The following is a 23,912-nucleotide window of genomic DNA, read 5'->3' as shown; positions in this document are numbered from 1 at the left end:
GACCTGGCGTCGTTCAGAGCTGCGGCTCCGCGAATCCCAACGCCACCGCCCGGGCGGCCACCATGTCCACCAGGGCCTGGGCCGGTCCTGACAGCGTGGCCTGCGAGCGCATGGCCAGCAGCAGCCGGCGCCGGGTGTTGAGCGCCCCCAGCGGGCGCAGCCGCAGTGCCCGCGCGGCCAGGTGCGGGGCGGTGGCCGCGCGCGGCAGGATGGCCAGGCCCAGACCCACCGAGACCATGTGGCACATGGCGTCGAAGCTGCGCACCTGGATGCGGATCCGCACGGGCCGGTTGATGGATTCGGCCTCGGCCGCAATGCGCCGCATCAGCGAGGTGGAGCGGGCCAGGCTCACGAAGTCGTGGTCCAGCACGGTGGCCAGGGGCACGGGGGAGGCGTCGTCCGTGTCCAGCGCATGGCCGCGCGGCATGACCAGCACCAGCTCGTCCACATCGCAGACCTGGGTGCTCAGCCCTTCCAGGGGCGTGTTCTCCCCGATGATGGCCAGCTCGGCCACGCCGCTGAGCACGGCGCGCACTGATTCCTCGCTCAGCGCGTCCTCCAGGTCCACCGAAACGCCTGGGTGGGCGGCCATGAAGTCGGCCAGCAGCCGGGGCAGAAATCCCGCAAATGCGGAGTTGTTGGCCCACAGGCGCAACTGGCCCGTGGCGCCGCTGCGAAAGTCGTCCATGGCCAGGGCCAGGTGCTCCAGCCGGGCCACCACGTCCACGGCATGGTGGTACATGCTCTGACCAGCGGGCGTGGGCGTGACGCCGCGCTTGCTGCGCACCAGCAGGGTCACGCCGCAGTGCTGTTCCAGCTCGGCTACGCGTTTGCTGGCGGCCGCCAATGACAGCCCCAGCGTGCGCGAGCCGGCCGTCAGGCTGCCGGCATCGACCACGGCCACATACAGGCGCAGCGTCAGCAGATCGAATCGGTGCAGGTTGATCATTCCCATCCTCCACCGCAGACGAAGGATGGATCAACGAGATACGGCTGTTCGGCCGCGCGCAGGCCCGCAAGAATGCGCCGGTACAAAGAGAACATGGAGACAAGCATGAATCGACGCATTGTGCTGCAGGCCGCCGGCCTGGCAGCGGCCGCCCTGCTGGGCGCAGGAACCGTCCAGGCCCAGGCCTTTCCAACCAAGTCCATCACCCTCGTGGTCCCCAACCCGCCCGGCGGCGTGGTGGACACGGCTGCACGCCTGGCGTCCGACCCGCTGTCGCGCCTGCTGGGGCAGTCGGTCGTGGTGGACAACCGGGGCGGCGCCAGCGGCAACATTGCCTACCAGATGGTGGCCCGGTCGCCCAAGGACGGCTACACGCTGCTGGCCTCGTATTCGGCCTACCACGTGGGCAATCCGGCACTGTTCCCCAAGCTGCCCTGGGCGCAGTCCGAGCTGGCGCCCGTGGGGCTGATCGTGGCCGCCACCAATGTGATCGCCGTTCATCCTTCCGTTCCGGCGAACAATCTGCAGGAGTTCATTGCCTATCTGCGCAAGAACCCGGGCAAGGTCAATTACGCGTCGCAGGGCAATGGCTCGCTGTCCCATGTGGGCACGGCCGTGTTCGCCCAGGTGACCCAGACCCAGATCACGCATGTGCCCTACAAGGGGTCCGGCCCGGCCATCCAGGACGTGCTGGGTGGCCAGGTGCAGATGTTCATCACCACGCCGCCTTCAGTGCTGGGCCATGTGCAGACGGGCAAGCTCAGGGCCCTGGCCGTAACCAGCAAGACGCGCCATCCCATGCTGCCCGATGTGCCCACCACGGCCGAAGCGGGCCTGCCGGGCTTCGAACTGGAAGCCTGGGTCGGCCTGTTCGCACCTGCGGGCACGCCGCCCGAGGCCATCGCCAGGCTGTCGGACGCGCTCAAGACCTCCCTGGAGTCGCCTGACGTGCAAAAGCGCGCGGCCCTGCAGGGCGTGGAGCCGCGATTCCTTGGCCCGCAAGCGCTGGGCGCGCTGGTCCAGCGGGAGACCGATCACTGGGGCAAGGTCATCAAGGCCAACCACATCACGGTGGATTGACATGACAGCCAAAACCCATTTCCGCATCGGGCAGATCGTGCCCAGCTCCAACACCACGATGGAGACCGAGATCCCCGCCATCCTGCGCGCCCGCGAGGCGCTGGCGCCCGAGCGTTTCACCTTCCACTCCAGCCGCATGCGCATGAAGCATGTGACCAAGGAGGAACTGGCCGCCATGGACGGCGACAGCGATCGCTGCGCGCTGGAACTGTCGGATGCGCGTGTCGATGTGCTCGGCTATGCCTGCCTGGTGGCCATCATGAGCATGGGGCGCGGCTATCACCGTGTCTCGCAAGCGCGCCTGCACCAGCGCACCGTGGACAACGGCGGTCCCGCGCCCGTTGTCACCAGCGCCGGCGCCCTGGTCGATGGCCTGCACGCCATCGGCGCGAAGAAGGTGGCGCTGCTGGCGCCCTATATGAAGCCGCTGACGCAGCTGGTCATCGACTACATAGAGAACGAAGGCATCGAAGTGGTGGACAGTATCTCGCTGGAGATTGCCGACAACCTGCAGGTGGGCGCCCAGGATGCGCGCGCACCCATCGAGATCACGCGGCGCCTGAACACGGCCAACGCCGACGCGGTCATCGCCTCGGCCTGCGTGCAGATGCCCTCGCTGGCCTCGGTGCAGCCCATCGAGGACCGCGTGGGCCTGCCGGTACTGTCCTCCTCGGTGGCCACGACGTTCATGATGCTCAAGCGCCTGGGCTTGCCGACAGCCGTTCCGGGATTCGGTGCGCTGTTGAGCGGTAAATACTGACTACTGACTGAGCCCACGAAAAAACCGCCCGAAGGCGGTTTTTTCACGGAGGCAAAGAGATCACAGCGCCGGGATGCGCAGCTTCTGGCCGGGATAGATCTTATCCGGGTGGCTCAGCATGGGCTTGTTGGCCTCGAAGATCACCGGGTACTTGTTGGCATCGCCATAGAACTTCTTGGCAATGGCCGACAGCGTGTCGCCGCGCACCACGTCGTGGTACTGGGCCTCGGGCTCGGGGTTGGTCACCGTCATCTGGTTGTCCACCGACTGCACGCTGGAGACGTTGCCGCAGCACAGCGTTACCTTTTCCTTGACCGCCTGGGTGGGCGCCGTGCCCAGCACCGTGACCTTGCCCTGAGAGCCGTCGAACTGCACCTTCACGTCGCTGACGCCCAGGTTCTGCGTGCCGATATAGGTCTCGATGGCCTTGGCGGCCTTGGCATTCAGGTCTTGCGCAGGCTCGGCTGCCTGTGCGGCGCTGCCGCCGAACAGCTTTTCGCCGGCTTCCTTGATGAAACTGAAAAGTCCCATGGGTGACTCCTGTTGGTGGGTGGAAAAACGGAAAGGCCAATGTAACGCCTAACAGTGGCAGCGCGCGCTGCCGGGCAGGAGCGCTCCCGGATTTTTGACATTTGCGCCATTCTTGCGTTCACGTCCTCACTCAGTTGTCGTCCATGGCTGACGCTATCCTCCGGAAAACTCCGATAATCGCGCCCATGACTTTTTTGGCCATAGACATCGGCAACACCCGCTTGAAATGGGCGATGTACGACGCGCATCGGCCTGGCGCCGCTTTGCTGGCGCACGGCGCGGAGTTCCTGGAGCACATCGAGCACCTGGCCGAAGGGCCGTGGAGCGACCTGCCCACGCCTACGCGCATGCTGGGCTGCGTGGTGGCCGGCGACACGGCGCGCCGGCGCGTGCACGACCAGATCGACATGATGCTGGGATGGGATTTCGAGCCGCAGTGGGCCGTGCCCGGCGCGGCCGAGGCCGGAGTCACCAACGGCTACGACTTCCCCTCGCGCCTGGGGGCGGACCGCTGGGTGGCCATGATCGGCGCGCGCCAGCACATCCTGCAGCGTGGGCCAGAGCGGCCCCTGATCGTGGTCATGATCGGCACCGCCGTCACCGTGGATGCACTGGACCAGCACGGCCACTTCATGGGCGGCCTGATCCTGCCGGGGCACGGCATCATGCTGCGCGCCCTGGAAAGCGGCACGGCCGGCCTGCACGTGCCCACGGGTGCGGTCACGCCATTCCCCACTAACACCAGCGACGCGCTGACCAGTGGCGGCACCTACGCCATCGCCGGGGCCGTGGAGCGCATGTACCAGCATCTGTACATGCATTGCAGCATGGAGCCCGCCTGCGTCATGGCCGGCGGTGCAGGCTGGAAGATGGTGCCCAGCATGACGCGCCCCTTCGAGCTGGTGGACAACCTCATCTTCGAAGGCCTGCTGGTCATGGCGCAGCGCCGCTGGGGCGATGCCAGCGGCCTGCCGGCCGACGCGGTCAGAGCGGCCTGAAGCCACTTCGATCGTGCGGCGCAGCATCGCGCCGTTATATCCGTTGCGTAACAGTTGATGACAGCGCTGGTGCCGGGTGCAGGGGCGGGCGTGGACCCCGCATCCGGAGCCTTTCGCGGGGGATGCGGCGACAGTGGATAATCCGCGGCAATGTCTTCCACCAATCACGTCATGGAACCGATTGCCGGTGTCGAAGCCCCGATCAAGGGGCGGCTGGGCGAACGCCTGCTTTCCGCCGGCAAGCTGAACGAGCGCGATCTGCAAAACGCCCTGCAGGCGCAGCAGGAGCTGGGCGGCTACCTGGGCCAGGTGCTGGTCCAGCTGGGCGTGGTGGCGGAAGCCGACGTGGCCCAGGCGCTGTCCGAGCAGCTGCACATGCGCTGGCTGCGCGCGGAAGAGTTTCCTGACCTGCTGCCCGATGTGCCGGGCCTGCTGGCCAGCTTTCTGGATGCGCAGTGCGTTTGCCCCATTTCGCTGCAGGACGGCGTGCTGGAAGTGGCCATGTCCGTGCCGCAGGATCCCTTCATCACCAAGGCGCTGCGCCTGGCCACGGGTCTGCAGATCAAGCCCGTGCTGGCGCTGGAAGCCGATATCCGCAAGGCCCTGTCCGAAGCCGGCCAGGAACCCGAAGGCGAAGAAGGCCAGGACTGGGAGTCGGACGCCACGGGCGGCGACTTCGTCGAGCATCTGAAGGACCTGGCCAGCGAGGCGCCGGTCATCCGCTTGGTCACGGGCATCATTTCCCGCGCCATCGAGCTGCACGCCTCCGACATCCACCTGGAGCCCTTCGAGGCCGGCCTGCAGGTGCGCTACCGCATGGACGGCGTGATCCATGCGGCCGAACTCGTGCCGCCCCGGCTGAGCGCGGCCGTGGGCTCGCGCGTCAAGCTGCTGGCCCATCTGGACATTGCCGAGCGGCGCCTGCCGCAGGACGGTCGCATCAAGACCCGCGCCAAGGGCCGCGAATTGGACCTGCGTGTCTCCACCGCACCCACGGTGCATGGCGAGAGCATCGTCATGCGGGTGCTGGACCGCGCCAACGTGCGCCTGCGCCTGGAAAGCATGGGCTTCGAGGTCGATACGCTGGAGCGCTTCAACACCTTGCTGGCCAAGCCGCACGGCATCGTGCTGGTCACGGGGCCCACGGGCTCGGGCAAGACCACCACGCTGTACGCGGCCCTGTCTAAGATCGACGCGGTTTCCAACAAGATCATCACCGTCGAGGACCCGGTCGAGTACCAGCTCGACGGCATCAACCAGATCCAGGTCCATCCGCAGATCGACCTCACCTTTGCCAACGCCCTGCGCTCCATCCTGCGCCAGGACCCGGACATCATCATGATCGGCGAAATGCGTGACGGAGAAACCGCGCAGATCGCCGTGCAGTCCGCGCTGACGGGTCACCTGGTGCTGTCCACGCTGCACACCAACACGGCCGCAGGCGCCGTCACCCGCATGCGCGACATGGGAGTGGAAAGCTACCTGATCACGTCCTCGGTCAACGGCGTGTTGGCCCAGCGCCTGGTGCGCACGCTGTGCTCGCATTGCAAGCAGCCCGACACGCTGCCGGCCGCCGCCGTCGAGGGCAGCGGCCTCAAGCGTTTTTTGCGCGAGGGCTCGCCCATCTACCGCGCCGTTGGCTGCGAGCATTGCCGGGGCACGGGCTACAAGGGCCGTACCGGCATCCATGAACTCATGGTCATCGACGAGCCGCTGCGCCGCGCCATCATCGAAGGCCAGGACGCCAACGCCCTGCATGCCATGGCGGCCAAGAGCGGCATGCTGAGCCTCTACGACGACGGCCTGCGCAAGGTGGCCTCGGGCGCCACCACGCTGGACGAAGTGCTGCGCGTGACCCAGGATCAAAGCGATGCCTGATTACAGCTGGGAGGCCGTGGACAGCCGCGGTCAGATGGTCAAGGGCACTTTTTCCGCTGCGGCCGTGGCCGAGGTGGTGGTGCACCTGCGCAAGAGCCGCCTGTCGCCCATCAAGGTCGAGGAAGCCGCAAGCCTGGGCAATGTGCCGCTGGCGGCGCGTGCGCTCAAGAAAGGCCGCATCAAGGCCGACGACATCCAGGGCATGACCACCGAGCTGGCCATCATGATGCGGGCCGGCCTGTCGCTGGACAACGCGCTCAAGGTCCTGGTCGAGATGAGCCACAAGGTGCAGATGCAGGCCATGCTCCAGTCCGTGCTCGACAGCGTCAAGGCCGGCATGCCGCTGAGCCAGGCACTGGGCAAGCACCACGACCTGTTCGGCGACTTCTATATCAACATGGTGCGATCGGGCGAAGCCAGCGGCCAGATGTCGGGCGTGCTCAACCGGCTGGTGGAACACATGGCGCGCCAGCGTGCCCTGCGCGACAGCGTGGTCTCGGCCACCATCTATCCCGCCATCCTGCTGGGCGTGGCCGTGCTGTCCCTGGTGGCCATGCTGGGCTTCGTGGTGCCGCAGTTCGAACAGCTTTTCAACGACATGGGTGACGCGCTGCCCCTTCCCACGCAATTCGTGATGGGGCTGGGCCATGCGTTTCGCAGCTACGGCTGGGCGGTGTTCATCGTGCTGGGCGCGCTGGGCTGGGTCTTCGCCCGCTGGGCCAAGAGTCCCAAGGGACGTCAGACCTGGCAATCGTGGCTGCTGGGCCTGCCGGGCCTGGGTGGCGTAGTGCGCAAGTACCAGCTCACCCTGTTCAGCCGCTCGCTGGGCACGCTGCTGGGCAACGGCGTCACGCTGCTGACCGCACTGCGCATTGCCAGCGACACGGTCTCCAACGTCGCCATCCGCGAGCGCCTGGAAAAAATGGGTCCCATGGTCAAGGAAGGTCATCGCATGGCCCATGCCGCCCAGAAAACCGGAGAATTCGAGCCCCTGGCCCTGAATCTGGTGCGGGTCGGCGAAGAAACCGGCCGCCTGGGCGACATGATGCTGGAGCTGTCCAACATATTGAACCGCGAGGTCGAAAACGCGATCAAACGCCTCCTGACCATGCTGGAGCCGGCGCTGATCCTGGTCCTCGGTATCCTTATCGCCTCCATCATCGTGTCGATCCTGCTCGGAATCCTGTCCGTCAACGATCTGGCCGTCTGATGAATCTGAATTGACTGAAAGGTATGTAGAAGATGATGCGCATGCAAAAGCAACTGTCCTCCCGCGCCCGCAAGCGTGGCTTCACGCTGATCGAACTGCTGGTCGTGCTGGCCATCCTGACCCTGCTGGCCGGCCTGGTCGGCCCCAAGGTGCTGAACCAGTTGGGTGGAGCAAAGACCAAGACGGCCGGCGTGCAGATCGCCGACATCGAAAAGGCGCTGGAGCTGTACAAGCTCGACGTGGGCCGCTACCCCACCTCGCAGCAGGGCCTGGACGCGCTGGTCAAGCAGCCTGCCGGCGTTGCCGGCTGGGCAGGCCCCTACCTCAAGGGCGGCGTGCCCAATGATCCCTGGAACAACCCTTACCGCTACACCTACCCGGCTGCCAATGGCGACCTCGAAATCCTCTCGCTGGGTGCTGACGGTGCTCCGGGCGGCGAAGGTGAAGCAGCCGACGTGCGCAACACCAAGTAAGGTGCTCTTGAACACTGCTGTCGCCACCGTTGCCGCACCGTTTTGCCAAGGATGAGTCTTGAAGCGCGCCCAGGGTTTCACGCTGATCGAGCTGCTGGTGGTGTTCGCCATTCTTGGTGCCATCATCGGCATCGTGCCGCCTGCCATGGGCAAGCTGCGCGATGCCGTGGACTATCGGCAGACGGTGCAGGACGTGACGGCCCTGCTGCGCAAGGCGCGCCAGCAGGCCACGCTGCAGGGCATGCCTGTGGCATTCGCTGTCAATACGAATAGCAGGCAGTACGGCATCGCCGGACAGGCCACGGCCAAGCTGCCCGACAGCCTGACGGTGCAACTGACCACGGCAGCCGGCATGGCGCTTGCCGATGGCAGCCAGACCATCGTCTTTCTGCCCGAAGGCGGCGCCACGGGGGGCAGTATTTCGCTCGCCCGCGCGCAAAGCGGCGGTGGCGTGCGTCTGCGTGTGGACTGGCTGTCCGGCCAAGTCACCAAAGAGGCCCTGTAATGCGTCGGCGCGCCGCTTCCCGCCCCAGGGTGCGGGGCATGACCTTGCTGGAGCTGTTGGTGGCGCTGTCCATCATGGCTATCTCGCTGGCGCTCATTTATCGGGCCGTTGGTGGTTCCGCGCGCGGTGTTTCCAAACTGGAGCAGAACCAGGGCGTGGCCCTGCTGGCCGATTCGCTGATGGACGCCTTTCCCATGGTCGATCCTGGAGGCACCCAGGCCTCAGGGCAGGATGGTGTCTACGCCTGGCAGGTGGCTTCCGCGCCTTTCTCCGTGGGCGGCCTGCCCGAAACCGCGGTTCCCCTGCATGCCTTGCGCATCACGATCTCCGTTGAAAACCGCAGTTGGGTCTTCGAGACCCTGCGCCCGCAGCGCCCTTTGCAGCAAGGCGAGGTGACGCGATGACCGGGCGCGCTCCATCTTCTGGCAGGCAAAAGGGCTTCACGTTGGTGGAGCTGCTGGTGGTCATGGCCCTTCTGTCCCTGCTCATGCTGGGGCTGGCGTCGGCCATGTCCACGGTCTCGCAGACGCAGGAGCGTGTGGATGCGCGGCTGGACCGCATGGACCACCAGCGTGTCTCGATTGGTTTTCTTCGTTCTATCCTGGGACAGGTGTCCGCCGTGCGGCGCCAGGCCGGTTTGCGCAAGCAGGGCGAGAGCGAATTGTTCTTCGAAGGCGGCCCGCAAGGCATGCGCTGGTTGGGCATCATGCCTGCGCGCTTCGGCATGGGCGGCCGTACCCACTTCCAGCTTTCCGTCGAAGGCGATGCGCTGGTGCTGCGCTTCGCGCCTTGGCAGGGTCCCGATGTCATGCCCGACTGGGGGCAGAGCCAGTCCTATGTGGTTGATCGCGGTGTCACGGCTTTTGCCTTGCGTTACCAGAATGCCAAGCTGGGCGTGGCACATTGGCAGCCGCAATGGGGACCCGAAAAGGACAACGAAAAGGAACTGCCGTCTGCCGTGCAGATCGAGTTGCAGTCGGCTTCTGGGGCGTGGCCGTTGATGATCATCGCGATGAACACGCCTGCAGGTTCGAATCCCGCAAGCACCGTTCGAGCCACTTTGGGCGGAGGCTCCGTCTGGTGAAAGGCCGCTCAATTACGTTCATGCGTCGTTCTGTTATGCAGCGTGGCATGGCCCTGGTGCTGGTGCTCTGGATCGTGGCTGCCTTGGCCATCTTCGCGAGCAGCTTGGGGCGCGTGGTGCGCAGTGAGGCTTCGCTCATAGGCGTGACCCGCCAAATGGCCGAGGGGCGGGCGCTGGGCGAAGCCGCCATCTACCAGCTTCTGCAGCGGATCGCTCTCAAACCGACGGAGTTCCGTGAGTACGCCGTAATCCCGGTGCCGACGGCAAAAGGGATAATAGAGATTGCCGTTGTCCCTTGGAGCGGTTTGGTGAACATCAACGACGCGCCGCCTGCTTTGCTGGCGTTGTTGCTGTCCAAGGCGGCCGGTCTCGGTGGCGGTGCCGCCGAAGCATTGGCCCAGGCCATTGTGCAGTCGCGCAATGGTGTAGACAATCGCCAGCCGCTGCGCCCTGCCTGGGACGCACCTGAAGATTTGCTGCAGGTGCCAGGCATGACCTATGGGATTTTTGCCAGCATTCGTGACTTCATTGTTGCGGATTCGGACGGGCGTGGCGCTGTGAACCCCGGGGCCGCTCCGGAAGGGCTCAAGCCTTGGTTGGAAGGGGGCACGGGCTCCCAGCAGGGCGTATCCGGTTCGCGCTACACCCTCATTGCCAAGGTGCCGTTTGACGGCGCGGGGGAGGCATTGATCACGCGGCAGGTGGACGTGCCGGGCGGAATGGGGCCCGGGCGTTTGCCCTGGACTGTGCTCGCTGCCTCCCAGACCTGGAAAGGGCGCTTGTAGCGCTTCAAGTGCCAAGAAAGGAAGAATTTCAAGATGGCTCAACGTGAGAGTGGAGGGGGTAGTCCATGCCGATGCTGAGTTCCGACGCGAAACTGTTCGGCATCGACCTGAGTTCGCTGGGTGGCCAATTGCGCGAGGCATGGCAGCAACTGGCACACCTGCCCTGGATGCGGCGTTTTATGCCGCGGTTCCCCGTGAAGGTGGCAGGCTGGGAGTCCCGGCCTGATGGTATGGCCTGGGTCAGGGGAGATCGTTTCGAGTGGGGGCAGCGGGGCAATGGCGGGACCACCGCCTCGCCTGACTATGCTGCCGTCTTGCTGCCGTCCGAGTTGGTGCTGGTACGCACGCTGCGCCTGCCTGCCATGTCTCCCAAGGCGCTGCATGGGGCTGTACAGCTCGATGTGCAGATGATGTCGCCTTTTACTGAAGAGCAGACCCTTTGGGCCTATGCTGCGCGTTCCCCAGGGGGGGCATCTTCAGTCCGGCTGGTCGATGTGGTGATCACATCTCGCGATCAGGTGGAGCGGGCTCTAAGGGAGCAGGGATACCGCCTGCCGGCCGGTGTGGCGCCCGAGGTCTGGGCAGATGCCGTGACGCAGACCATCATGATCACGGGGTTTGGCGAGCAGCGCCGTCTGGCCCGTGAGGCGCGGCAACGCGTCTGGCTACTGACTGGCGTATTGGTCGTGGCGGCGCTGGCCGCAGCCCTGGCCGCCACGCCTACCGCACAGCTTTATCTGCGTGCCGAGGATGCCAACGCCCAATTTGCCCGGCTGACCCAGGCTACCCGGGAAGTCGTGGCCAAGCGGCAGGCCTTGGTGGCTGAAGCGGAAAGCGTTTCCGCCCTGATGGATCGCAGGAATCAGCAGATCGACCATCTGCGTGTAATGGCGCTCCTGACGCGGGTGTTGCCTGATGACACAGCCGTTCAACGCGTGCAGTTCAAGGGAGACAAGCTCACGGTGCAGGGCCTGAGTGATGACACCTCCGAAGCGGTGCGCCTGCTCTCCAAGGAGCCTGGATTGCGCGATGTGCGTTTGCCCAGCGCCGTGACACGGTCCTCGCGAACCAGCAAAGAGAGCTTTACGCTCGAAGCCACGCTGGATCCAGCCGTGCTCGGTGTGCACGCCATGGACGAGGCCAAGGATGAGTCTGAAGCAACGGGTACGCCCTCCGTGCCGGCGAAGGAGGGTGCGTAATGGCCGAGAAGCCAAGACTGCCCTGGCGCCAACTGGCAATCCTGTCGCTGCCTGCCCTGGCATTGTTGCTCCCTCTGGTTGTGGGCGGGCTCTGGGTCCATGCCAAGCACAACTGGGGGCAGAGCCAGCTGGATGTCGTGGAGCCACGCCATGCGCGGTTGCTGGGTCTGCAGCAGCAGGAAGAGGAAATTCAACAGGCATTGGAAAGCCTGGCCGAGACCAAGGCCAAGCATGTCTATCCGGGCGAGAGTGACGCTACCCAGACCGGTAACGCGGTGCAGCAGCGCCTGCGTACGGTGCTGGACCGTGCGGGCCTGGCCATCGTCAGCAGCCAGGTGCGCCCCAATCCTGAAGACGGCAACTATGAGCGCATTGATGTTGTGATGTCCACGGAGGGCGACTGGCCCTCGATCCAGATGGCACTGCTGTCCCTGCGCGACATCAGCCCCACGGTCTGGCTCGACGACCTGGAGGTCAATCTGCCGGGCAGCCTGCAAAATGCCAATCCCCGAGTGGCGCCCAGGTTGAGTGCGCAATTTACCTTCAGCATTCTCCGGAGCAAGACGCCGTGAATCAGATCAACTGGCTGGGATGGGGCGTAGGAGCCACCCAGGTATTGCTGTGCGGTGCCCTGGCGATGGCCTGGCTCACGCCACAGATGGAGATCAAGAACAGCCGCTGGCAGCCGCCTGAACCCATCAAGGCGGACGTTCAGGCATTGCTGCCAAAGCAGCCGGAGACCCCTGAGCTTGGCATACGCCAGGAGGATCAGTTGATGCTCCAGATGCAGGAGCGGCCTTTATTCGCGCTCAGCCGTCGTCCTCCCCCCCCCCCCGCCGCCTCCCAAAAAGTCGGACGAAGAACCGGTCGAGCAGGACCAATGGTCCAAGGCCAAGGTGCTGGGCCTGTTTGATGGGGCCGTCACGGGCGCCATCGTCCAGTACGCAGGCAAGGAACAGCGCTTCATGCTCAGCCAAAGCCTTGGCGGCTGGAAGCTGTCTCGTGTGCTGGACCGCGAAATTGAATTGGAACGTGGCGGCCGCAAGCGCAGGCTGCCCATAACGCGGGCCGCAATGGACAAGGGACCGGCCATTCCCGCAAATGTTCGTGTGCCGTCGCCTCCTGCTCCGGTGGCGCGAGTCCCCAGGGGGGGCTCATATGCTGGGCAACAGCTGGAGGCTGAGCAGCCGCAAAACACCGGTCCGGCGCCCCAGGAAGAGGGCGCCTCGTTGGGTGGCGGGATTGTCCGCTGAGACTTCCCCGCCTCAAGAAACCAGTCAAGAGAATCTATGCAACTGCCTAATCGACCTATCCGAACCGCATTGGCACTCGCCGTGTGCCAGTTGCTGCTGGCCTGTGCCCAACCGGCCAAGAACAACTTCGTGAGCCATTTCCGTGACGATACCGTTCAACGGGACTATGTCTTTCTGCCCGAAGGGGAGGGTACCGATGGCGCATCGCAGGGCAAAAAGACGTCGGACGATGCTGATGGCGCCAAGCCACGCATCCTGTCCGGGACGGGCAAGCTGCTGGGCGATGCCAAGGCATTTCCTCCGGTGGCTGGCAAGCCCTCCAAGCTGAACTTCGAGGACGCGCCACTATCCCAGGTAGTGCGCACGGTGCTGGGCGACATCCTGTCGCTCGACTATGTGTTGCATCCGCCGATCACGGGCAACATCACGCTCAGTACGCGCAGTGCCATTCCGGCGGACCAGATCCTCAACCTGCTGGAGACTGCTCTGCAAGCCAATGGCATGGCCATGGTGCGCGATGCGCGCGGCACCTACCATGTGGGCCGGGTCGATGCACTAAAGAGCATAGGTGCCACCGTGCGCCAGGCCACGACCGACAAGCCGCTGGCACCAGGATACGGAACCATCATCGTGCCGCTGCAGTACATCGGTGCCAACGAGATGGCTGCCATCCTGCGGCCCATGGTGCCTGGCGATGCCATCGTGCGCGTGGACAACATCCGCAACCTGCTGGTGATGGCAGGCTCGCGGGCGCAGGCTGAAGGCTGGCTGGACATGGTGCGGACTTTTGACGTGAACCTGCTCGAAGGCATGTCCGTGGGAGTTTTTCCCCTCAAGTATGTTTCCATCCAGGAAGTCAGTGCGGCGCTCCAGATCATGAATGGTGGAGGCGCTGGCGGTGCCGCAACCCCTGGGGCGCCCGGCGCTGCCGGTGGATCAGTCCGGCCGGGCGCGGCCGTTGGCGCCGCTGCGGCGGCCAGCGCAGGCGCGGTGACATCGCTGAGCGAGGGCAACCCCATGTTCGGCGCGCTGCGCATCATTCCCATCGAGCGTCTCAACAGCGTGATCGTCATCACGCCCCGGGCGGCCTATCTGGACGAGGCGCGGCGCTGGCTGGCCAAGCTGGACCAGCCGGGCTCCGGAGGCTCGCAGCCGCAGTTGAACATCTACCGCGTGCAGAACGGCAATGCCAGGCATCTGGCCGGCGTGCTGGCCGGCATCTTCGGTGGCTCTGCGGGCGGCAGTACGGCCAACAGCGGTGTGGCTCCTGGGTTGGGAACCTCGACTTCAGGGACCTCGGCTTTCGGGAACAACAGCTTTGGCAATAGCGGGTTCGGAAATAGCGGGTTCGGCAATAGCGGGTTCGGCAACAGCGGGTTCGGCAACAGCGGGTTCGGCAACAGCGGGTTCGGCAACAGCGGATTTGGGAACAGTGGTTTCGGCTCGAACTCTGGGCAGCGCTTCGGTTCCACGACATCGGGGATCGGCAACCAGGTTGGGACAGGGCAGGGCATGGTCAGCGCGAGCCTGGGTAGCGTGCGCGTCATGGCCGACGAACTCAACAACTCCGTGCTGGTCTGGGGCACGCCAGCTGAGTTCGAGCGCATCGAAGCTTCGCTCAAGAAGCTGGACCTGCCGCCCACCCAGGTGCTGATCGAGGCCAGCATCGTGGAGGTTACGCTCAACGACACGTTGCGCTATGGCCTGCAGTGGGCCTTCAGTGGCGATGTCGGTAACAAGGGCTACAGTGGAAATGGTGGACTGCTGGGGCAGGCGGGCGATGACCGTCCCCCTGGCGCTACATCATTGGATACAGCCACAGGAGGGCTGGGCGGTCTTAGCCTTGGACAGGGCTTCAATTACACACTTAAAAACTCTCTTGGCAACATCAAGGCCGTTTTGACAGCCCTGGCCGGCAAGACCCAGGTCAAGGTAGTTGCCAGTCCCACGCTGATGGTGCTGGACAACCATCCGGCGGCTATCGCCGTCGGTACGCAGCAGCCTTACAAATCCGGCACTACTGTGACTGGGACCTCGGGGACCGCCATCGACAACTTCTCTTATAAGGACACGGGGGTGAATTTGCAGGTCGTCCCTTCTGTCAATGCGGGCAATCTGGTCACTATGACAGTCAATCAATCGGTGACAGATGTGGGCGCCATGGATGAGGTGACTCGGCAGCGAGCCTTCCTTCAGCGCCAGATCTCAAGCCGTGTGGCCGTACGGTCGGGTGAATCCATCGTCATGGGGGGGCTGATCCAAGAGAATTCGAATGAGGGCCGGTCGGGCATACCTTATTTGTATGATCTGCCCGTGGTCGGCAATCTGTTCGGCTCCACCAACAACTCAGGTGCCCGCACCGAGCTCATCGTCATCATCACCCCGCGCGTGGTCCGCACCGACATCGATGTGCGCGAAGTCAGCGATGACCTGCGCGAGCAGATGCGTTCACTGGCTCCTCTGCTCAAGTCGCCTTCTTCGAACCGGACGGCTCCCGTTGATTCCTTCCCGGCGCCCGCGAAGGCGTCTGTGGAAGTCGGGCCTCTTGCGCCCGCTGCGCGCTGAATCCGTGGAACATTCAGGCCTAGCCTGTCTCGAAACTTCTTTTTGGAGAAAACCATATGAGCAACAAGATCATCAAGCAACCCCTGGCACAAGGCTCGCGTTGGCTGGCCTGGGCGTTGGGCGGCGTATGCGCCGCGCTGCTGGCAGGCTGCGCCACCACGGGTGATGGAGGCAAGACGCCCGAGGACATCGTGAACGCCCGCTCGACGGCCTACCTCAAGGCACGGCAGAGCGGCGATGTGGACAAGGCTTACACCTATCTGACCCCTACCTACCGCGCGCTCAAGAACAAGGAGCGCTTCCGTCTGGAAAACGGGGCCGCCACCGTGCTCAAGGGCGGTGAGTTGCTGTCTACCACCTGCGTGCCCGAGCGCTGCGTGGTACGCCGCAATTTCACGACCGTGGCACCCACCATGCCGAGTGTGGATGTACCCATCAGCATCACCGAAGCCTGGGTGGTCGAAGATGGCCAGTGGTGGCTGTTCCTCGAATAAGTTCAGGTGCCATTGTGTGAAGTGGTAGATTGAGGGGATAATTCGCCGTCCCTGTGGTAGTGCATGTTGGGCAAGTGTTGTTTTTTTCGCAAAGCGGCGCTTGCAAGCCCCCAGAAAGCCATATGGCGGCGTAACCGGCTGTGCTACGATTCCTCGGCGATCAATCGTGGTGGTTGCAACTACCTTATCTTTTTTACTGGAGATAGTTCTTATGAAGAAAAATGTTCTGGCCCTGAGCATTGCTGCCATGGTTGGTGGCCTGGGCTTCGCAGGCGCGGCTTCGGCTGGTGTCGTTCCCGGTACGCTGGTTCCTGACGCGGCGACCCTCGGCGCTACCAACGCAACTGGCTTCCAGCTGACCGAAGGCGGCACGGGCCACAACCTGGTGGTGCCTTACTTCAGCGCGCAAAACGGCAACATGACCGTTCTGCACCTGGTGAACACCGACACCCAGAACGGCAAGGCCGTCAAGGTGCGTTTCCGCGGCGCCGCCAACTCTGACGACCTGATGGACTTCCAAGTCTTCCTGTCGCCCCAAGACGTGTTCACTGCTGCCGTGACGCAAGGTGCCAATGGCATTCTGCAACTGGTCAGCTCTGACAACACCTGCACGCTGCCCCGCCTGAACTCCGCTCCTCTGCAAGCCACTCCCGATGGCGCAAAGGCTGCTAACGCAGTCGGCTTCTTCAACGGTACCACTGCCCGCCTGAACCCCAAGCTGTCGGCTGATGCCCTGGCTGCCGGTTCGCGTGAAGGCTATGTTGAAATCTTCAACATGGCTGACATCCCGAGCGCTGCTGTATACAACGGCAACAACACCCAGTCCAACCTGTACAAGACCATCAAGCACAACGCTGCTGGCGTGGCTGCTTGCGATAGCACCGTGCTGAACCCCAGCGTGCTGACCACGGACCACGTGGCTGAAGGCACTGCCGCCGCTGTTGGCCTGGCCACTCCGACCACCGGTCTGATGGGTGACTGGTACATCATGAACGTGCCGCAAACGACGACCTTCTCGGGCGCCGCTACGGCTCTGACGGCTGTTGACGGTACGGGTGTTGCTGCTCGCGGCAACTTCGTGCTGTTCCCCCAGCGCGCTACCGCTGTGACGACTGCTGTGGCCAACAACGCCACGGCTGACCCGCTGTTCCGTACGGTTGACGTCGGCCTGTCCAAGGATGCAACCACTGGTGCCGTGACCGGTGGCACGTTCACGAACCCCGTGATCCGCGCTGGCCAGTACGACCTGCCCGACATGTCCACGCCTTACTTCGCGGCTCCTGCTCCTGCGGCTCCTCTGGCCCAGGCTGAGGCTCTGTCGCGTCAGCTGGCGGTGACCAGCGTGATCAACCAGTACGCAAACGACACCAGCATCTCCGGCAAGACCGACTGGGTGTTCTCCATGCCCACCCGTCGCTACAGCGTGGCTCTGAACTACAACGGCGCAGGCACCACGCCCGCAGCCCGCGTGTTCTCGGCACAAATCATGGGTGCCGCTGGTACGCCCTTCTTCCACGATGGCAACACGGAAGTGACTGCCGCCGCTGCTGATGCCCGCATCTGCGTGACTGCCGACGGTCAAGCCTTCTATGGCCGTGAAGAACAGTTCCGTGAAGACGGCGCCGTTCTGTCGCCCGGCCAAGTCGCTCAAGTTCGCTTCTGCGGCGAAACCAGCGTGCTGAGTTTTGCCGACGCAGGCACCTCCGTTCTGGGTGCTACGGTTGCTCGTCAAGACACCGGTGCTTCCGCCTTCATGCGCGGCTGGGCCAACGCCAACGTCGCCAACGGTGGCAATGGTCTGCCTATCCTGGGCGCTTCCTTCCAGAAGCTGACCAACCCCAGCGCTGGCGCTGGCTTCTCGGGCACCTACGGTATCACCTGGCCCCACCGCGCTACTCGCGTTGCTCCCTAATGTATTGTTTGCGTAAGCAGGCAACTTAGGAACTAAGTAGCACTCTAAGAAAGCGGGACGCAAGTCCCGCTTTTTTTATTTGTATCGATGACATCCGACGCAACATGCAATTGACCAAGACTGCTTTTTCTTCCCTGTCACGCAACTCCGTGGCGCTGGCCCTTGCTGCCGGCTATCTGCTAGGCGCTACGGCCCAGGCTGATCAAGCTGCGGCACTGATGGACGGTCCTGCCCGGATCACCGCCGCCGATGTGAATGCCGACGCACAGCGCATGCCCGAGATGCTGCGCAGCCAGGTACTCAGTGATCCGAAGAAGGTGGAACAGGTCGTCTCCAACCTGTATGTGCGCCGCGCCCTGGCTGACGAGGCGCAGAACATGGAATTTGCCAAGCAGGCCGATGTGCAGGCCGCCTTGCGCCTGGCACGCGACAAGGTGTTGTCGGATGCATGGCTGCAGCATATGCAGGCCAAGCATCGCCTTTCGGATCAGTTGGCCGAAGCACAGGCCCGCAATGTGTACAACGCCAAGCCCGTCCGCTTCGAGCAGTTCGAGCAGGTCCAGGTGCGCCACATCCTGGTGGCTGGCGACACCCCGGAAGCCAAGGCCAAGGCCGAAGAACTTCTGACCCAGCTCAAGGCGGGCGCTGATTTCGCCGAGCTGGCCAAGACCAATTCGGACGACAAGGGCAGTGCTGCCAAGGGTGGCGATCTGGGCTACTTCGAAAGCGGCCGCATGGTACCCGAGTTCGACAAGGCCGCCTTCGCGCTCGAAAAGCCCGGCGCCCTGAGCGACTTGGTGAAGACTCAGTTCGGTTATCACATTCTGCGTCTTGAGGCACGTCGCCCGGCCGGTGTGCAGCCCTATTCGGAAGTGCGTGACCAGTTGCTGACCGAGGTGCGCAACAAGGCCGTGCAGGAGGCAATTGACCTGGAAGCCGAAAAGCTGCGCAGCCAGGGCAAGCTGAATTCGGATGCGGTTCGCGCCTTCAGCGAAGGCGTCAAGAAGCCCTGACCGCTTTACTGCGCAAGGCTGCCTAGAGGTTTAATCAGGTGGGGGCCGGTAGGGTCTGCACCCACTGCACTTGCTTGCCTTTGAGGCCAAGCTGCAAAAACTGACAATCTTTGCGCAAGCTACCCATGTAGCAGTGACACATCACGTGTGTAATGCGCGAAAATCGCAGGTTTGGCATGAATGAAGTGCTGCGCCACCGTTTCTGGGGCGCGGCGCTTTTGCTTTACAACGCATGTACTCTCTACTCGGCGAATGCCGCGCGCTGTGGCAGGCCCGCAGCCTGCTGTGGGTGATGACCCGGCGCGAGGTGGCGGCTCGCCACGCAGGCACGGCCGCTGGCGTGCTCTGGCCCTATCTGCAGCCGCTGCTCACGGTGGCTGCCTACTATCTTGTCTTCGACGTGGTGTTCTCCATGCGCCTGGGGGACAACGCGCCCACGCATGCCGTAGGTGCGTTCCTGGTCGTGGGCGCCCTGCCCTGGATGGCGTTCTGCGATGCCACGTCGCGCGGCATGAACAGTCTTGTCGAGGCGGGCGGCATCCTGCAGAAGAACCCTTTGCCACCGGTGCTCTTCCCCCTGCGGGCCGTCTTGGCCAGCAGCGTGATCTTCGGGCCGCTGCTCGTGCTGGTGGCTCTGGCCTATCTGCCGCAGCACGGATTGAACGCATCGATGCTGGCCTTGGTGCCGCTGTTGCTGGGTCAATTGCTGCTGTGCGCACTGCTGGCCTATGCACTGGCCATCCTGACGGCGGCGCTGCGTGACGTAGGCCAGCTGGTGACCTTCTTTTTGTCGGTGGGGATTTATCTGTCGCCCATTCTGTTTCCCTTGGCCTTGTTCCCCGAGCGATGGCGCTGGGTGCTCTGGGCCAACCCCATGACGGCGCTGGTGCTGGGTTACCAGAACGTGTTGCTTCAGGGGCTGTGGCCCCAGATCTCCGTGTGGGTGGCGCTTGCCGCATGGCTATTGGTGCTGGCCGTACTGCTCAACGGCCTGGTGCGGCGCAGCCGCGATCAATTGGTGGACTGGCTATGAACGCCAAGCATGTCGAGCTGCCCGAAGATCTGGTCCTGCGCGTGCGTGACCTGGGCAAGGAATACAAGCTGTACCCGTCGCCGCGTGCACGGTTCAAGGCGCTGCTGACGGGCGCTGCCACGCACCGCAGTCATTGGGCGCTGCGTGATGTGTCGTTCGAACTGCACCGTGGCCAGTGCATTGGCGTGATCGGCGATAACGGTGCGGGCAAGAGCTCGCTGCTGAAGCTGCTGGCGGGCACTTTGCAGCCCAGTTGCGGAACGATCGAGCGGGTGGGCCGGGTGACGGCCATCCTTGAGTTGGGCGCGGGCTTCCATCCTGATTTCAGCGGCCGGGACAATCTGTATTTCGGCGGTAGCCTGATCGGCATCAGTCCCGAACGCATGCGCGAGCTGGAGCCTGAGATTGCTGCCTTTGCAGAGCTGGGCGAGGCGATGGAGCGCCCGGTCAAGACCTATTCATCAGGCATGACCGTTCGGTTGGCGTTTGCGTTGGTGACGGCGGTGCAGCCGGATGTGCTGATCATCGACGAGGCTCTTGCCGTGGGCGACCAGCATTTCCAGAAGAAGTGCATAGAGCGCATCATGGCGTTCCGCAACAGCGGCTGCACCATCCTGTTCTGCTCCCACAGTCCGTATCACATTCGCCATCTCTGTGATGCTGCGCTGTGGTTGCGCGGTGGACAGGTGGCACAGTTCGGTGATACCGAGCCGGTGCTGGCCGCCTACGATCTGCATACCCGCGAACGCCAGGAGCGTGAGCAGCTGGCACTGGAGGGCGCGGTTGCGCCGCAGGTGCCGGGCCATGAGGAGGAAAAGGCACGCGAGGCCACGGCGTCTCCTGCAAACCCCGTGGCTGCGGTGGACAGCGGCACGGCCTGCATCCTGTCGGTGGATGTGAAGGACCTTGCGGAGCCCGTGGGCGACCAACCTGGACTGCTGCAGAGCCAGGATCTGGTGGTCACCATCACGGCGCGAGGACGTGGCAATGAGCGGCCCCACATAGGCTTCATGATCGAGCAATCCAAAGGCGTGGGAATCACCTCGCTGGCCACCCACGAAGACAATGCGTTCCCGCGTCAACTGCCGGATGGAAGCTGGCAGACGGTGCTGACCTTTCCCGAGCTGCCTTTGCACAGCGGGGACTATGTGATCAGTGCCTTCCTGTTCGATGAGACGGGACTTGCCGTTTATGACGAGTGGTTCCAGTTCCTGCATCTGCGCTTTATCTTCCCAAAGCCGTTGCCAGGGCTTGTGCGCCTTCCTCATCACTGGAGCTGAACGATGGCGCAGGAGTCGGCACGATTGCAGCAGCACGCGTCACCCACCGGCGAAGCGAGGAGGGGCGTTGATCCGCGCTTGAATTTGCTCAAGGTGCTGGCATCGTTCGCCGTGATCATGGTGCACACGGCGGTTCTGCGGGTCTCTCAGGTAGACGTGCACAGCCTTGGCTGGTGGGTGGCCAATATTGGCGATGCGGCAGGGCGTTTCGGCAGCTCGATGTTCGTGATGGTCGGGGGAGCCGTATTGCTGGCGCGTCCTGCAGAGCGTGATCCCTGGGGTTTTGTCGGCCAGCGATTGTCCCGCCTGCTGCCTGCACTGCTGTTCTGGTCGGTGTTCTATTTCGCCTGGCGTGAATGGATGTGGGGTGGCATTACCTGGCCCGGTATCGTGCAGGATGTCGTGCTGGGCAGCCCCTGGTACCACCTGTGGTTCATGTACATGATGCTGGGCCTGTATCTGATGATGCCGGCCATGCGTTACGCGGTCCTGGGCGTGGGGGAGGGGCCAGGCTGGCGCCACCTTTTGATGGTGGCGGCAGGAATGACCTGGTTTGCCTCCATCGCTCAGACGCTGCAAAAGACATCGCATGCCAGTTTCATCGGTCTGGCCCCCTTGTTTGTGGTCTATTTCCTGGGTGGCTACTATCTGCTGCGGCGTCCGGTGCGCGTTGCCACTTGGCAGCTTGTGGCCGGTGTAGTGCTGGCCGTTGCGGGCATGGCGGTTGGCGTGGCGGTGGCCTATCCGGTGCTCAAGGATTGGGCCTTCGTGCTTTTCTACAGCAACCGCAGCCCCTTTGCGATGCTGCTGACTTTCTCGGTGTTTTTGCTGGCATTGCGCCTGCCGCCTCAAGCCGTGCCCGCCTGGGTCAACCACCTTGGCAAGGCGACCCTGGGCATCTATGCCATCCACCCATTCTGGATCGACATGCTGGCGCGCTGGGGCTATGGCCTGCCGCAGGCAGGCGGATACTGGCCAGTACTGACGCTGGTGGTGTTTGCCTTGTCTGCCCTGACCTCGCTGACTCTTTTTTCGATTCCCGGGTTGAGGCGCCTGGTGAGCTGAGGTCGGCGGCAAAGCCGATCTCTCGCAATTTTTGGTATACCGATGAATACAACGAATTCTTCCCCCGCGATAACCAGTGAAGGACAGCGACTGTTGCTTGAGGCGCAGCAGCTTTTGGTTCAAGGAGACTTGGCTGGAGCAGCCCAGGTCCTGGTGCGGGCGCGCAGCGAGCGCGATACGCTGCTTCAGGCGCATGAACTGATTGAGGCCCATGGCCTTGTGGGCTCGTTCTCCAACATCATGGGGCTGGAGTGCCGGATTTCGCCCCAGGACGATATCTTCGGATTTTTCTGCGCCCACCCTTCCAGCCTGAATCCCCTGCGCGACTACTTCGCCGACGGTTGGCGCACGCTATCGGAGCTGATGCTGCTGCTGGAGGCTGTGGACAAGCCTTTGCTGCGCACGGCCAGCGTCCTGGAGTTCGCGAGTGGTCACGGCCGCTTTACGCGGCACCTGGTCAAGGCGCTGGGGGCGGAACGGGTCACGGTCTCGGACATCGTGGTCGATGCTGTGGATTTTTCGCAGCAGACCTTCGGGGTGAAGGGCTTTGCGTCGGCCAGCGTGCCGGAGCAAGTACGCTGGCCGCAGCAGTACGAACTGGTGTTCGTGCTCTCGCTGTTCAGCCATCTGCCGCGCTCGACCTGGACGCGCTGGCTGCAGGTGCTGCGTGATGCCGTGGCTCCTGGCGGGTTGCTGGTTTTCAGCACGCACGGCATGAAGGCCGCAGATTTCGACAGCGTGAAGCTGGATGACGAGGGATTTTTCTTTGCCCCGTCCAGCGAGTCGAATGCCATCGATGCCAATGAGTATGGAACGGCGTTCACTTCCGAGCAATTCGTCCTGGACCGCATTGCCGAAACCTGGGGGGGCGATGCACTGCGTCACCGATCACTTGTGCATTTCTGGAACCACCAGGATGCCTATGTGCTTCAGCGGCTGTGAGCGTGTTGACAGGGTTGTAGAGAGAACAGAGAGGACGATTGCATGAGTTGGATGCTGCGTTTGCAGGAACGGCTGTTGGGCCTGGCGCCATGGGACGCAGGCAAGATCACCGATGAGTGGTTTCGTGCGCATTTCAACTATGCGGCGGATCTGGCCCATGACTGGCTCGGACGGTCGTTGGACCTGTCCAAGGCCAGGTTGCTGAATTTCGGATGTGGCGATGGCATCACCGATCTGGCTTTGGTACTGCGCCATGGCGCAACCTCCATCCATGGCATCGATATCCGTCAGGAGTACGCCAAGCTGCCCCGCATTGCACGCGAGCAGTTGGGCATGTCGCGCATTCCCGCTGCGCTGAGCTTCGAGACCATCGTGCCGAATTCGCCATTGGCCGGCCGGCATGCGAACTATGACGGATTGCTTAGCTGGTCCACCTTCGAGCATGTGCAGCGCGACAAGGTGCTGCCGATCCTGTCCGACCTGCATGCCTGCCTGCGCCCGGGAGGCGTGTTCTTCCTGCAGATCGAGCCCTTGTTTCATTCTCCCTGGGGCTCGCACCTGCGCCGCTACGACGATGTGCCCTGGCACCACTTGCTGGCGTCGGAGGAGGAGTTGTGGAGCATCATCGAAAAGCATGAAGGTCCGCTGGACGCCGCCGAGGTGGACTTCGGCTTTGCCGATTTCGGTGTCGATGGCTACAAGCGCTTTGTCTTCAAGGAGTACCAGGCGCTGAACCGGTTGACGGCAGACGAGCTGGTCGATATCGCTCGTCAGGCCGGCTTTGAGGTGTTGCGTGAGGAGCGGCGCCACGTGGACATGGCCATTCCCGAGGCGCTGGTGGGGCGCTATCCCGAGGAGTGGCTGCGCAACAACGAGATTTTGCTTTTGTTGGGCAAGAGCTGA

24 protein-coding genes are annotated in these 23,912 nt (G+C 63.6%); 22 read left to right on the top strand and 2 right to left on the bottom strand.

Going from position 1 to position 23,912, the window contains the following annotated elements; genetic code table 11:
* Window positions 1–13: 13 nt before the first annotated feature.
* Window positions 14–949: a LysR family transcriptional regulator gene (locus INR38_RS05450; RefSeq protein ID WP_096915006.1), complete on the bottom strand. Its 936-nt coding sequence runs from the start codon at window positions 947–949 to the stop codon at window positions 14–16.
* Window positions 950–1,054: 105 nt separating this feature from the next.
* On the opposite strand from INR38_RS05450, the gene INR38_RS05445 reads away from it, so the two are divergent.
* Complete coding sequence (locus tag INR38_RS05445; protein WP_123694138.1) at window positions 1,055–2,029, top strand: tripartite tricarboxylate transporter substrate binding protein; 975 nt, start codon at window positions 1,055–1,057, stop codon at window positions 2,027–2,029.
* Window position 2,030: 1 nt separating this feature from the next.
* A complete protein-coding gene (locus INR38_RS05440) occupies window positions 2,031–2,789 on the top strand; it encodes an Asp/Glu racemase (protein WP_099750831.1) in 759 nt (252 codons plus the stop codon).
* A 60-nt stretch (window positions 2,790–2,849) separates the two neighbouring features.
* Here INR38_RS05440 and lysM read toward each other — a convergent pair whose 3' ends face one another.
* The gene (lysM, locus tag INR38_RS05435) at window positions 2,850–3,320 is read right to left on the bottom strand and encodes a peptidoglycan-binding protein LysM (protein ID WP_013804236.1); all 471 of its coding nucleotides are present in this window, start codon (window positions 3,318–3,320) and stop codon (window positions 2,850–2,852) included.
* 185 nt (window positions 3,321–3,505) lie between these two features.
* Between lysM and INR38_RS05430 the strand changes: the two genes are divergently transcribed.
* The 20 genes from INR38_RS05430 (at window position 3,506) to INR38_RS05335 (ending at window position 23,912) form a co-directional block, all read left to right on the top strand.
* A complete protein-coding gene (locus INR38_RS05430) occupies window positions 3,506–4,318 on the top strand; it encodes a type III pantothenate kinase (RefSeq protein ID WP_207444378.1) in 813 nt (270 codons plus the stop codon).
* Between the two features lie 171 nt (window positions 4,319–4,489).
* The gene (gspE, locus tag INR38_RS05425; protein ID WP_043819858.1) at window positions 4,490–6,196 is read left to right on the top strand and encodes a type II secretion system ATPase GspE; all 1,707 of its coding nucleotides are present in this window, start codon (window positions 4,490–4,492) and stop codon (window positions 6,194–6,196) included.
* Complete coding sequence (locus INR38_RS05420) at window positions 6,189–7,406, top strand: type II secretion system F family protein (RefSeq protein WP_074920523.1); 1,218 nt, start codon at window positions 6,189–6,191, stop codon at window positions 7,404–7,406. Before gspE ends, INR38_RS05420 begins: the two co-directional genes overlap by 8 nt.
* 32 nt (window positions 7,407–7,438) lie before the next feature.
* Entirely contained in the window at window positions 7,439–7,879 is a 441-nt protein-coding gene (gene gspG / locus INR38_RS05415; RefSeq protein ID WP_016446465.1) for a type II secretion system major pseudopilin GspG, read from the top strand.
* A 58-nt stretch (window positions 7,880–7,937) separates the two neighbouring features.
* Window positions 7,938–8,384 (top strand): GspH/FimT family pseudopilin, encoded by a 447-nt coding sequence (locus INR38_RS05410; protein WP_065345374.1) that lies wholly within the window; start codon window positions 7,938–7,940, stop codon window positions 8,382–8,384.
* Window positions 8,384–8,788, top strand: a complete 405-nt coding sequence (locus INR38_RS05405; protein WP_012203233.1) for a type II secretion system protein — start codon at window positions 8,384–8,386, stop codon at window positions 8,786–8,788. The genes INR38_RS05410 and INR38_RS05405 overlap by 1 nt, the downstream gene beginning before the upstream one ends.
* The gene (locus INR38_RS05400; protein ID WP_207444379.1) at window positions 8,785–9,468 is read left to right on the top strand and encodes a prepilin-type N-terminal cleavage/methylation domain-containing protein; all 684 of its coding nucleotides are present in this window, start codon (window positions 8,785–8,787) and stop codon (window positions 9,466–9,468) included. The genes INR38_RS05405 and INR38_RS05400 overlap by 4 nt, the downstream gene beginning before the upstream one ends.
* Window positions 9,469–9,515: 47 nt before the next feature.
* Window positions 9,516–10,253: a general secretion pathway protein GspK gene (locus INR38_RS05395; RefSeq protein ID WP_242698964.1), complete on the top strand. Its 738-nt coding sequence runs from the start codon at window positions 9,516–9,518 to the stop codon at window positions 10,251–10,253.
* Between the two features lie 65 nt (window positions 10,254–10,318).
* A complete protein-coding gene (locus INR38_RS05390) occupies window positions 10,319–11,452 on the top strand; it encodes a PilN domain-containing protein (protein WP_207444381.1) in 1,134 nt (377 codons plus the stop codon).
* Complete coding sequence (gene gspM / locus INR38_RS05385; RefSeq protein WP_097203741.1) at window positions 11,452–12,024, top strand: type II secretion system protein GspM; 573 nt, start codon at window positions 11,452–11,454, stop codon at window positions 12,022–12,024. Before INR38_RS05390 ends, gspM begins: the two co-directional genes overlap by 1 nt.
* The gene (locus tag INR38_RS05380) at window positions 12,021–12,365 is read left to right on the top strand and encodes a hypothetical protein (RefSeq protein WP_207475783.1); all 345 of its coding nucleotides are present in this window, start codon (window positions 12,021–12,023) and stop codon (window positions 12,363–12,365) included. The genes gspM and INR38_RS05380 overlap by 4 nt, the downstream gene beginning before the upstream one ends.
* Before the next feature lie 376 nt (window positions 12,366–12,741).
* Complete coding sequence (gene gspD, locus INR38_RS05375) at window positions 12,742–15,270, top strand: type II secretion system secretin GspD (RefSeq protein WP_207444137.1); 2,529 nt, start codon at window positions 12,742–12,744, stop codon at window positions 15,268–15,270.
* 56 nt (window positions 15,271–15,326) lie between these two features.
* Window positions 15,327–15,764: a hypothetical protein gene (locus INR38_RS05370; RefSeq protein ID WP_242698963.1), complete on the top strand. Its 438-nt coding sequence runs from the start codon at window positions 15,327–15,329 to the stop codon at window positions 15,762–15,764.
* A gap of 211 nt (window positions 15,765–15,975) precedes the next feature.
* Entirely contained in the window at window positions 15,976–17,676 is a 1,701-nt protein-coding gene (locus INR38_RS05365) for a cell surface protein (RefSeq protein WP_207444136.1), read from the top strand.
* 149 nt (window positions 17,677–17,825) lie between these two features.
* Window positions 17,826–18,689, top strand: coding sequence for a peptidylprolyl isomerase (locus tag INR38_RS05360; RefSeq protein ID WP_347566749.1), 864 nt, complete (start codon window positions 17,826–17,828; stop codon window positions 18,687–18,689).
* Window positions 18,690–18,921: 232 nt separating this feature from the next.
* Window positions 18,922–19,722 carry an ABC transporter permease gene (locus tag INR38_RS05355; RefSeq protein WP_207444134.1) on the top strand — a complete coding sequence of 267 codons (801 nt, stop codon included), beginning with the start codon at window positions 18,922–18,924 and terminating at the stop codon, window positions 19,720–19,722.
* Window positions 19,719–21,002 (top strand): ABC transporter ATP-binding protein, encoded by a 1,284-nt coding sequence (locus INR38_RS05350; protein WP_207444133.1) that lies wholly within the window; start codon window positions 19,719–19,721, stop codon window positions 21,000–21,002. The genes INR38_RS05355 and INR38_RS05350 overlap by 4 nt, the downstream gene beginning before the upstream one ends.
* Window positions 21,003–21,005: 3 nt before the next feature.
* The gene (locus INR38_RS05345) at window positions 21,006–22,067 is read left to right on the top strand and encodes an acyltransferase family protein (protein ID WP_097203722.1); all 1,062 of its coding nucleotides are present in this window, start codon (window positions 21,006–21,008) and stop codon (window positions 22,065–22,067) included.
* A gap of 42 nt (window positions 22,068–22,109) precedes the next feature.
* Window positions 22,110–23,009: a class I SAM-dependent methyltransferase gene (locus tag INR38_RS05340; RefSeq protein WP_097203719.1), complete on the top strand. Its 900-nt coding sequence runs from the start codon at window positions 22,110–22,112 to the stop codon at window positions 23,007–23,009.
* Window positions 23,010–23,051: 42 nt separating this feature from the next.
* Window positions 23,052–23,912, top strand: coding sequence for a class I SAM-dependent methyltransferase (locus INR38_RS05335; protein ID WP_097203717.1), 861 nt, complete (start codon window positions 23,052–23,054; stop codon window positions 23,910–23,912).

The organism is Delftia sp. SD018 (assembly GCF_017355445.1).
GTDB lineage: Bacteria > Pseudomonadota > Gammaproteobacteria > Burkholderiales > Burkholderiaceae_C > Comamonas > Comamonas acidovorans.
Note: the sequence above shows the minus strand (reverse complement) of the source record. Positions and strands in the feature narration are given on the sequence as shown.

What these genes read in the sequence shown, in the direction of transcription:
- lysM (WP_013804236.1), bottom strand. Translation starts at nt 3,320, where the DNA reads ATGGGACTTTTCAGTTTCATCAAGGAAGCCGGCGAAAAGCTGTTCGGC.
- gspG (WP_016446465.1), top strand. Translation starts at nt 7,439, where the DNA reads ATGATGCGCATGCAAAAGCAACTGTCCTCCCGCGCCCGCAAGCGTGGC.
- INR38_RS05340 (WP_097203719.1), top strand. Translation starts at nt 22,110, where the DNA reads ATGAATACAACGAATTCTTCCCCCGCGATAACCAGTGAAGGACAGCGA.
- INR38_RS05445 (WP_123694138.1), top strand. Translation starts at nt 1,055, where the DNA reads ATGAATCGACGCATTGTGCTGCAGGCCGCCGGCCTGGCAGCGGCCGCC.
- gspD (WP_207444137.1), top strand. Translation starts at nt 12,742, where the DNA reads ATGCAACTGCCTAATCGACCTATCCGAACCGCATTGGCACTCGCCGTG.
- INR38_RS05440 (WP_099750831.1), top strand. Translation starts at nt 2,031, where the DNA reads ATGACAGCCAAAACCCATTTCCGCATCGGGCAGATCGTGCCCAGCTCC.
- gspE (WP_043819858.1), top strand. Translation starts at nt 4,490, where the DNA reads ATGGAACCGATTGCCGGTGTCGAAGCCCCGATCAAGGGGCGGCTGGGC.
- INR38_RS05405 (WP_012203233.1), top strand. Translation starts at nt 8,384, where the DNA reads ATGCGTCGGCGCGCCGCTTCCCGCCCCAGGGTGCGGGGCATGACCTTG.
- INR38_RS05450 (WP_096915006.1), bottom strand. Translation starts at nt 949, where the DNA reads ATGATCAACCTGCACCGATTCGATCTGCTGACGCTGCGCCTGTATGTG.
- INR38_RS05430 (WP_207444378.1), top strand. Translation starts at nt 3,506, where the DNA reads ATGACTTTTTTGGCCATAGACATCGGCAACACCCGCTTGAAATGGGCG.
- INR38_RS05335 (WP_097203717.1), top strand. Translation starts at nt 23,052, where the DNA reads ATGAGTTGGATGCTGCGTTTGCAGGAACGGCTGTTGGGCCTGGCGCCA.
- INR38_RS05395 (WP_242698964.1), top strand. Translation starts at nt 9,516, where the DNA reads ATGGCCCTGGTGCTGGTGCTCTGGATCGTGGCTGCCTTGGCCATCTTC.
- INR38_RS05350 (WP_207444133.1), top strand. Translation starts at nt 19,719, where the DNA reads ATGAACGCCAAGCATGTCGAGCTGCCCGAAGATCTGGTCCTGCGCGTG.
- INR38_RS05390 (WP_207444381.1), top strand. Translation starts at nt 10,319, where the DNA reads ATGCCGATGCTGAGTTCCGACGCGAAACTGTTCGGCATCGACCTGAGT.
- INR38_RS05420 (WP_074920523.1), top strand. Translation starts at nt 6,189, where the DNA reads ATGCCTGATTACAGCTGGGAGGCCGTGGACAGCCGCGGTCAGATGGTC.
- gspM (WP_097203741.1), top strand. Translation starts at nt 11,452, where the DNA reads ATGGCCGAGAAGCCAAGACTGCCCTGGCGCCAACTGGCAATCCTGTCG.
- INR38_RS05400 (WP_207444379.1), top strand. Translation starts at nt 8,785, where the DNA reads ATGACCGGGCGCGCTCCATCTTCTGGCAGGCAAAAGGGCTTCACGTTG.
- INR38_RS05370 (WP_242698963.1), top strand. Translation starts at nt 15,327, where the DNA reads ATGAGCAACAAGATCATCAAGCAACCCCTGGCACAAGGCTCGCGTTGG.
- INR38_RS05355 (WP_207444134.1), top strand. Translation starts at nt 18,922, where the DNA reads ATGTACTCTCTACTCGGCGAATGCCGCGCGCTGTGGCAGGCCCGCAGC.
- INR38_RS05365 (WP_207444136.1), top strand. Translation starts at nt 15,976, where the DNA reads ATGAAGAAAAATGTTCTGGCCCTGAGCATTGCTGCCATGGTTGGTGGC.
- INR38_RS05345 (WP_097203722.1), top strand. Translation starts at nt 21,006, where the DNA reads ATGGCGCAGGAGTCGGCACGATTGCAGCAGCACGCGTCACCCACCGGC.